This window comes from Streptomyces sp. NPDC054932 (genome assembly GCF_053610205.1).
This window is the reverse complement of record NZ_JBSGXU010000270.1, coordinates 1-8,825: the sequence shown is the minus strand read 5'-3', so window position 1 is coordinate 8,825 and position 8,825 is coordinate 1. Positions and strand designations below refer to the sequence as shown.

The following is an 8,825-nucleotide window of genomic DNA, read 5'->3' as shown; positions in this document are numbered from 1 at the left end:
GAGGACCCCCGTGCCTCAGCCCACGGGGGCGAGGCGCTCCAGCTCCCGGTGGGTCGCGCTCCCGGTGTGCGGTGCGCGTCCGGTTGTCCGGGGATCCCCCGGACAACGGTCCTGCTGCAGGGGACTGACGCTGTGGCAGCGTCGCGGCCCCTCCATCCTGCCTTCTCCTCCACCCGCTCCGGTGTTCAGTCGGCTAGATGTGAAACGTCCGGCCGTCCGACCCCGATGCATCTAGTGGACTAGATGGCTGGATGAACATACGTTGTCTCACATGGGCCCTGTCAAGCGGCTGCGCCACGACGGAGCGGAGACGTGGCGTGGGTCACTTTCGCGGGCGTCCGCTAGCCGGGTAGACGTATTTCGTTGCACTGTGTGGTGAGAGCCGTCTAGGCCAGTAGATGATGCAGGTGGTGGTTCGGTAGTGGCCTACGGGATCCAGCAGTAGACAGGAGCAGTGACGGTGATGGGTGAGGAGACCCCCACCGGCCGGCGAGACACCATGGGTGACCGTCTCGGCTTCTTGATCGAGACGATCCACCCGGCAGGCCGCGGTCCGTACACGTACCAGGAGATCGCCGAGGGTACGAAGAAGCTGCCCGGCCCCTCCGTCTCGCACGGCACGGTCCAGACCATCCGCCTGAACAACAATCCGAACCCGGGCATCGACTCGATCCGTGCGATCGCCAACTTCTTCGGCGTCACGGTCGGGTACCTCGCCGACGGGGAGAACGCCGAAGCGATCGAGTTGCGGATCGAGGAGCGCATCGCGCGGCTCCGCGAGGAGATGGGCAAGGCCGCGGCGGCCGACGAGTTCGCCCAGGTCCTGGAGGACGAGCAGGTCAAGGCCGCGGCCTTCCGCCTCAGTGGGCTGTCCGCCGGGTCGATGCGGTCCGTCACCGGTCTGATCAAGCAGCTCCGGAAGGCCGAAGGGCTCCCGGACGTGAAGCCCCGCCGTCGCCGCCGCCAGGAACCGTGAGGCGCGATCCGGTCACGCTACCCGCGTGGACGATCGTGTTTCGGCCTGTCGGCACACCCTTTATGAGCCGCTCGCAGTGCTTGCGGCTACCCTCGAACCGGTCAGGCGTGCGAAGCAGGCGAACCGCACGGAGCGGTCGAGCCCCACGCCGCTGAGTGCCGACGGGAGGGGAGAGCAACCATGCGGTGGTGGAAGCGCGCTGACGCGGAGTGCGCCGCCGTCGCGGACCAGCTCGTCATCCCCCAGCCGTTCGACCTCGAGGTCTTCTGCGAAGGCATAGCCGAGCAGCGTGGCCGCCCCCTGATCCTGCTGCCCCTCGACGGTCCTCCCGACCCGTCCCTGCCGTGCGGGATCTGGCTCGGCCTGGAGGTCGCCGACCTCGTCTTCTACGACGCCGTCGCAGCCGAGATCCTCAAGGTGCAGATCGTCCTCCACGAGATCTCCCACATGCTGCTCGGCCATGTGGCCCCCGAGCTCGACATACCGCAGCAGCCGACGGAGCACGAGATCGCCCGCGCCTCCGAGCACTTCAAGAACCTGCTGACGCGTACACAGACGGCCGTGTCCGGTCTCGACCGCCCCGAGCTTCCCGTGGCCTCGATCATCCGGGCCGAGGCGGCCCGGATCAGGAACGTGGCCCGCACCACCGAATCGATCGACGAGGAACTCGGCCTCGACATAGACCGCCTGGCGCACCTCATGGGGCGGAGCAAGTTCGCGAGCCCGCAGGAACGACAGGCAGAGACCCTGGCCACGCTCATCCACGAGCGGGCCGGCCGCTACACGACGCGATCGACCTCCAGCGAGGCCGAGGACCGTCTTGCGCGCCTCCATGACGCCCTCGGGCACCCCGTTCGGAATACCTGGTCGTGAAGTGAAACACCTTGAAACAGCCGTCTTGATCATGCTGTGGGCGGTGACGGTCTGGCGCGTTCCGTCAGCCGTCCGAACCGTCAAACAGCGGGCTCTGTGGACGGCGTTCGCCGCCCTGACCCTCTCCATGACGCTCCGTCTCCCCGGCGTGATGCACACCCTGGACGCCTGGGCCGGGGTCAACAACCTGTCCACCCTCGTCAAGCACTGGCTGGGCATGATCGCCGCCGGTGCGGTCGTCGACTTCGTCGTCGCCATCGCCCGGCCGGAGACCGGCCGCCGACTGCGGGCGCGCCACTACGCCGCTCTGGTCGCGATGACGTCCATGGCGGTGCTGTTCTCCTTCTTCGTCCCGCGGCCCCACGAAGTGACCGACTTCTTCGCGCACAACGCGGGCAACGGCTGGGCCACGGTCTACTACCTCGTCTTCGTCGTCTACCTCGGCATCGCCATGGCCACCGCCACCTGGCTCTTCTGGGGGAGCGCCCGGCACGCCAGCGCCCTTTGGCTCCGGACCGGCGTCCGCCTCATGGGTATCGGAACCGCCGTCGGCGTCCTCTACACCCTGGTGCGGGCCGGGTACATGACGAGCCGCCTCGCCGGCCTCACGGACAGCGGCAGCGACATCGCGGTCGACAGCGCCACCGACGCCCTGAAGTACGCGGCGATCGGCTTCATCCTCGTCGGAAGCAGCATCCCCGCGTTCGGTGTGGCCTGGCGCACGGTCCAGGACGGCCGCCGGCACCGGCAACTCCAGCCGCTCTGGCAGGACCTGACCGCCGTCACCCCCGACATCGTCCTGAGGACCGGGCTCCTGCGCAGCCCGCGCCTGCGGCTCTACCGGCGGGTGATCGAGATCCGCGACGCCGCCCTGGCCCTCGACGCCCACGCCGACGCAGACGTCCGCGAGCGTGCGCGGGCCGCCGCGAGGCGGGCGGGATTCGACCCGGCGACGAGCCCCGCGGCCGAAGCGCTCTGGCTGCGGGCGGCGCGCGAACGCAAGACCCGTGGCGCACTGCCGGCCGCGAGCCCCCGGGGCCGGGGCACCGAAGGGATCGACGACCTCGATTTCACCACCGAGGTCGAAAGGCTCGTCCAGCTCGCCCGGATCTACCACTCCTGCGTGGCCGACGACTTCCTCACCGCGACCAGCCAGGAGGCAACGGCGTGACCACCACGATCATCCGCACCGACGAGTCCCGGGCGGCACGCCTCGTCACCGACGGCCTCGACCCCAAGACCTGGATCATCGCCGACACCCTCCTCATCGGCTGGCACACCGGCCGCCTCGCCGGGATCGGATGGGGTCTCCTCGGCTGCCTGTTCGCCGCGGTCATTCCGCTGGCCTTCATCAAGTACGGCATCCGCCGCGGTCGCTGGGCCGACCGGCACGTCGGCGAGCGGCAGCCGCGCATCATCGTGATCGGCTTCGTCATCGTCTCGGTCACCACCGGCATCGTGCTGATGTGGGCCTTCGACGCCCCTCGGACCATGATCGCGCTGATCGCGGCCATGCTGGCCACCCTCGCTGTCCTGCTCGCCGTGACCCCGGCCTGGAAGATCAGCGTGCACGCGGCCGTCTCCTCCGGGAGCGTCGCCATGCTCGCCATGACCTACGGGCCCCGGGTGCTCCTGGCCTACCTCCTGGTCGCGCTCGTCGGCTGGTCCCGGGTGGAGCTGAAGGACCACACCCTCGCCCAGGTGCTCGTCGGCGCCGCGGCGGGCGGGGCCGTCGCGGCCGCCACCTTCGCGCTGGTCCAGTAGCGGCGCCGGCGTCCTCGGCCCCCGCGGCTCAGCCCAGGGCCCGGACGCGGACGTCCACCGCATGCCAGCCGGTCGCCCCGTCGGGCACGGTCCCGGTGCGGACCCCCGTCTGGACGGCGCCCGTGCCGTCCGTCGCGCGGACCTCCAGGGTGTGCGGCCCGGGGGTCGCCTCCCACGGCCACACCCACTGCCGCCAGGTGTCCGCGCCGTCCGCGGCCCCCAGCCGCGCCTCCTGCCAGGCGCCGCCGTCCACCCGTACCTGGACCCGCTGGATCCCCCGGTGCTGGGCCCACGCCACCCCGGCGACCGCCACCCGGCCCGGCGCCAGGTCGGCGAACGGCCGCGGGGTGTCGATCCGCGACTGCGTCTTGACCGGGGCCTGCTGGGCCCAGGACCTGCGCACCCAGTAGGCGTCGTAGGCGGCGAAGGTGGTCAGCCGCAGCTCGCTGATCCATTTGCAGGCGGAGACGTACCCGTACAGGCCCGGTACGACCATCCGTACGGGGAAGCCGTGGGCGAAGGGCAGCGGCCGGCCGTTCATGCCGACGGCCAGCAGCGCCGCCCGGCCGTCCATCACGGTCTCGACCGGAGTGCCGATGGTCATGCCGTCCACCGAACGGGCCACCAGCTGGTCGGCCGGACCGCCCCGGGACGGCGGCCGTACCCCCGCCTCGCGGAGCAGGTCGCCGAGGCGCACGCCGAGCCAGCGGGCGTTGCCCGCGTACGTGCCGCCGACCTCGTTGGACACGCAGGTGAGGGTGATGTCGTGCTCGACCAGCGGGCGGGCGAGGAGCTGACGCAGATCGAGGGTCAGGGGCCTGGCCACCCCTTCCCCGTGGATGCGCAGCCGCCAGGTGTCCGCGTCCACGCGGGGGACCACCAGCGCGGTGTCCACCCGGTAGAAGCTTCGGTTCGGCGTGAGGAAGGGGCCGAGCCCGGGCACCTTCAGGTCCGCCCCGGCGGGCACCGGCGGCGCGGGCACCGTGGGCCGGGGCAGGACGAAGCGGGCCCGGGAGGCGGTGGCGTCGGCCGAACCATGGGCACCGAGCCTCCGCGCGCCGAGTCCGACCCCGGCCGAGAGCGCCAGGACGGCGACGACCAGGCGACCGAAGCCGCGCCGGTCCATCGCCCCGGTGCCGTCCGCCGGCGCCCCGGCCGGGCCGGGCCGCGTCCCCGCCCTGACCAGCAGGTACAGCACCCCGGCCGAGACCAGCGCGCCCACCAGCGAGGGCAGCGCGTCCTGCCAGGAGGCCTCCGGGCGGCTGAGCGCGGCCACCGCCCCCACCAGCCCGAAGCCGCCCACGACCGCGATCGCGGCCGGGAGGTGGCGTACGGCGAGCAGCCCGGCCCCGACGGCGACCGCGGCCAGGACGGCGAGGATGCCGATTCCCAGCGCCAGCTTGTCGGAGGTGCCGAACAGCCCGATCGCCCATTCCCGGACGGCCACCGGCGTCAGGTCGACCACCGCCCCGCCGACGGCCGTGACCGGCGAGGCCTCGGGCCGGACGGCCGCCGCGGTCAGCTGCGCGAGCGCCAGCCCGGCGACGGCCGCGACGAGCCCGCTGACGGCGCCCACCGTGCGCCGCGGCCGCGCGGAACGGCTCGGGTCTGCCTTCACACGGCCAGTGTGCCGTGCTCCGGCGGCCCTGCGGCGGCGCCAGGGGGGAGTGTCGGTGCCTCGTGCCCCGGACGAAGGGAACACGCCTTGTGCCCAGGGCGAAAGGAACACATGGACGGCGCGGTACGCGGTGAGGATCACGCCATGGAGCCCCGTCACCCGGAAACACACGTGCCATGTCCCTGAAGCCGACCCGGCTCTTCAGCGCCTCGCCCTACTGGCCGGTGATCACCCACCCGACGCTGCGCCGCCTGTTACCCGGATTCACCGTCTCGTCGCTCGGCGACGGCATGGCCGTGGTCGCCGTGAGCTGGCTGGCGATCGAGATCGCGCCGGTGGCTGAACGCGGCCTGTGGGTCGCGCTGGCGGCCGCCGCCTACACGCTCTCGGGCGCCGCGGGCGCCGTCCTCCTCGGGCGGTTCCTGCGCCACCGCCCCCCGGCCCGGCTGGTCGTCTGCGACGCGCTGCTGCGGGCCGCGGCCCTGGGCGCGATTCCCGTGTGCCACGCCCTCGGGGCGCTGAGCATCGAGCTGTACGTCGTGCTGCTCGCCCTCTCGTCCGTCCTTCACTCGTGGGGCCAGGCCGGTGTCTACACCCTGCTGGCCCGGCTGCTGCCCGAGCGCGACCACCTGGCCGGCAACGCCGTCCTGTCCGGTGTCGGCTCGCTCTCCACCGTCCTCGGCCCGCCGCTCGCCGGCGCGCTCATCCTCCGGAGCGGCGCCGCGACCGTGATCGCCGTCGACGCGGCGACCTTCCTCGTCCTGGCCGCCACGTTCCTCTTCGGCGTCCCGCACGACGAGGCGCCCGCCCCCGCCGAGGGCGGTTCGCGCACCGGGGGCTTCGCCGTCATCCGCCGCACTCCGGCCCTGTTCGGGCTGCTCGGCCTGAGCTGCGTCTTCTTCTGTCTGTTCGGTCCCGTGTACGTCGCTCTGCCGCTGTACGTGTCGGAGGGCCTGGGCGGGCCTGCCGGGCTGCTGGCCGCCTTCTACACCGCGTTCGGCATCGGTGCCGTCCTCGGCTCCGTACTGACCGGATACCTGAGCCGCCTGCCGATGTGGCCGACGACGACCGGCATCGTCGTGGCGTTCGGGGTCTTCCTGCTGCCGACCGGGCTGGGAGCGCCCACGGCCGTCGCCGTCGCCGGGTTCGCGGCCGCCGGGCTGCTCTGGCCTCCGTACTCCGCGCTGTCCACCGCCCTCTTCCAGCGCTCGGCCCCGCCGGAACTGCTTCCGCAGACACTGGCCGCGAGCTCGGCCCTCCGTGTGCTCGCGGTGCCGCTCGGCACCGCGCTGAGCGGCCCGCTGGTGGCCGGGATCGGAGCCCGGGAAACCCTCTTGGTGTCGGCCGCCTCGATCGCCGTCCTCGGCCTGGCCGCGGCCGGGGCCGCCCGGGCGGCGCGGCGGCGCAGGCCCTGACCGCTTCGCACGGGCCGGCCCGGACACCGGGCGGGCCGGTGTCCGGGCCGGCGGTGGTGCGGGTCAGCTGCCGGCCGCCGCCGGGGGCAGGGCCGCCGCGATCTGTGCGGCCAGCCGGTACGGGTCCCCGCTCGGCCGGTTCGGATGCCGGGTGGTCCGCCCGGCCCACTCCGCCTCGAAGGCGTGCCAGTCGATCTCCCGCGGTGCGGTCCTGCGTACCAGCGCCTCGTCCAGCGAGGCGAAGTGGCGTTCCCACCGGGGGGCGTACAACTCCGAGATCAGGCCGCTCCATTCACGATTCGCGTAGTCGTGCAGGAAACCGCCCTCGCTGGTGCTGTGGCGGCCCCACACGCTGAGGAGCGAGCGGGCGTCGTATTCGTACCGGTCCTGTTCGGCCGCATCGGCGCCCCAGGAGCGGGCCCCGGAGAGCCAGCTGCCGAGGAGGAAGGCCGGGTCCGATCCGGTGACCGCGTCCAGCTTCCGCATTCCGTCCAGCCATTCGGCCGTCAGTGAGCGGAAGCGGGTCAGGTCCTTGGCCTCGTAGGCGGTCCTGATCTTCGGCAGCAGCACCCGCGAGTGGTTGGCGAGGGCCTGCCGGGCGGTGTCCACCAGGTCGAAGCGGTAGGCGCTGGAGCCGCGCAGCGCCGGATCCACCTTCAGCAGGTGGTCCAGGGCCCTGCGCACCGAAGCGGCCGGGTAGCGCATGGACTTGGGGCTCCAGTACGCCGCCCCGGCCGCGGTCAGGCTCGGCCGGGCGGTGAACAGGCTGTCCTGCGACTCCGACCACAGTCCCGAGGAGGTGCTGTACGGGCCCTTGCGGAGCTCCTCCCACGCCGCGGCGGCCGCGGGGTCGGGGCGGCCGTAGCGGCGGGCCGCGAAGTCCGCGAACCACGCGCGCTGGTCGATCGGCCCGCGCTCCCAGGCCAGGTCGGTGAAGAGGTCGAAAGCCGCGGGGTTGGTCCCGGTGGCCTCCGGCAGGTAGGCGATCCCGGCGAGCGCGCTGTTCGCCTTGTCCCGCCAGGGGCCGAACCGCTCGATCCACACGGAGCTGTTCGCGCCGACCGTGGTGTGCCCGCCGAAGTTGTAGATCGTGCCCATGGCGTACGGGGCGCCGCCCCAACGGGCCTCGCGGTCCAGCCGGTTGTACCGGTCGGAGAGCCCGTCCAGGATCAGCAGCTTCGAGGTGTCCACCCCGGCCAGCAGCTCGGCGGTGGGGTCGTCCTGCCAGCCCAGCACCGCCCACAGCGCGCAGGGGTGGGCGGCGTGCAGGGCGCCCTGGATGGCGCCCGCGGCGGCGGCGACGTCGACCGAGCCGGTCTGGCCGCCCTCGTGCAGCGGGCTCATCCGGTACATCGTGCTGTCCCCGAACACCTCGCGCTGCTCGGCGTAGTACGCGGCGGCCAGCTTCCCGAACACGGGCGAGGCGGGGTCCAGCCAGTCCGGGCGGTCGAAGCCCGCCCAGTCGCCCTGCGCCACCGTGGCCGACCCCGGGTTGCGCGCGGCGAACCCGGGCGGCACGGTGCCGAAGTAGCCGGGCAGCACCGGGGTCATGCCGAGCCCGCGCAGCTGCTCGGCGATCCGCCCGCCCAGCTCGGCGCGCTCGCGCATCAGCCGCTCGGTGACGGGGCCGCCGAAACCGCTCAGGTTCTGCAGCAGCCACCAGCTCTGGTGGCCGGGGCCGGGGATCCACTCCCGCAGCTCCCGGGCGGAGTAGCCGAACCCCTGGAGCGCCCGGTAGTACGGGTACTCGGCGCCCACCTGCACGAACACCTCGTTGATGCCGTGCAGCGCGAGCAGGTCGATCTGCCGCTGGTGCTCCTCGAAGGAGCGGTACGGGCCGGAGTACCCGTCGTCGGTGTCGTTCAGCGCGTACCGGTGCGGGACCTGCGCGCTGCGGGTGACCGGTGCGGGGACCGGCGGCAGCCGGGAGGGCAGCATGCCGATGCTGTCGCCGGGCCAGCCGATGTCGACCCCGGCGACGTGCTGGAGGTACCAGCCGACGCCCGTGAGGAGGGTGGCTCCGGTGCTGCCGCGCACGGTGATCGCGCCGGCGGTCCCGGACACGGTGAAGGTGTCGGCGGCGGCGGTGGTGTCGGGCACGAGCGCGAACTGCCGCCAGTGGCGCGGCAGCAGCCGCTCCAGGGCGGCCCGTGCGGGCGCGACGTCGAAGGTGCGGGCC

General features: G+C 73.0%; 7 protein-coding genes. 5 read left to right on the top strand and 2 right to left on the bottom strand.

What is annotated here, in order from left to right:
* Positions 1-463 precede the first annotated feature (463 nt).
* The 4 genes from ACWGE1_RS38260 (at position 464) to ACWGE1_RS38245 (ending at position 3,613) form a co-directional block, all read left to right on the top strand.
* A complete protein-coding gene (locus tag ACWGE1_RS38260; RefSeq protein ID WP_453425084.1) occupies positions 464-976 on the top strand; it encodes an XRE family transcriptional regulator in 513 nt (170 codons plus the stop codon).
* A gap of 180 nt (positions 977-1,156) precedes the next feature.
* Positions 1,157-1,849, top strand: coding sequence for a hypothetical protein (locus ACWGE1_RS38255; protein ID WP_453425083.1), 693 nt, complete (start codon positions 1,157-1,159; stop codon positions 1,847-1,849).
* Positions 1,809-3,020 carry an MAB_1171c family putative transporter gene (locus ACWGE1_RS38250; RefSeq protein ID WP_453425082.1) on the top strand — a complete coding sequence of 404 codons (1,212 nt, stop codon included), beginning with the start codon at positions 1,809-1,811 and terminating at the stop codon, positions 3,018-3,020. The genes ACWGE1_RS38255 and ACWGE1_RS38250 overlap by 41 nt, the downstream gene beginning before the upstream one ends.
* Positions 3,017-3,613 (top strand): phosphatase PAP2 family protein, encoded by a 597-nt coding sequence (locus ACWGE1_RS38245; protein ID WP_453425081.1) that lies wholly within the window; start codon positions 3,017-3,019, stop codon positions 3,611-3,613. Before ACWGE1_RS38250 ends, ACWGE1_RS38245 begins: the two co-directional genes overlap by 4 nt.
* Before the next feature lie 28 nt (positions 3,614-3,641).
* Here ACWGE1_RS38245 and ACWGE1_RS38240 read toward each other — a convergent pair whose 3' ends face one another.
* On the bottom strand, positions 3,642-5,231 hold the full coding sequence (locus tag ACWGE1_RS38240) for a molybdopterin-dependent oxidoreductase (protein WP_453425080.1): 1,590 nt from the start codon (positions 5,229-5,231) through the stop codon (positions 3,642-3,644).
* 176 nt (positions 5,232-5,407) lie between these two features.
* On the opposite strand from ACWGE1_RS38240, the gene ACWGE1_RS38235 reads away from it, so the two are divergent.
* Complete coding sequence (locus ACWGE1_RS38235; protein WP_453425079.1) at positions 5,408-6,646, top strand: MFS transporter; 1,239 nt, start codon at positions 5,408-5,410, stop codon at positions 6,644-6,646.
* A gap of 63 nt (positions 6,647-6,709) precedes the next feature.
* Here the strand turns inward: ACWGE1_RS38235 and ACWGE1_RS38230 are convergent.
* Positions 6,710-8,825, bottom strand: a 2,116-nt coding sequence (locus tag ACWGE1_RS38230) for an alpha-N-acetylglucosaminidase (RefSeq protein ID WP_453425078.1), incomplete at its 5' end; no start/stop codon positions are given.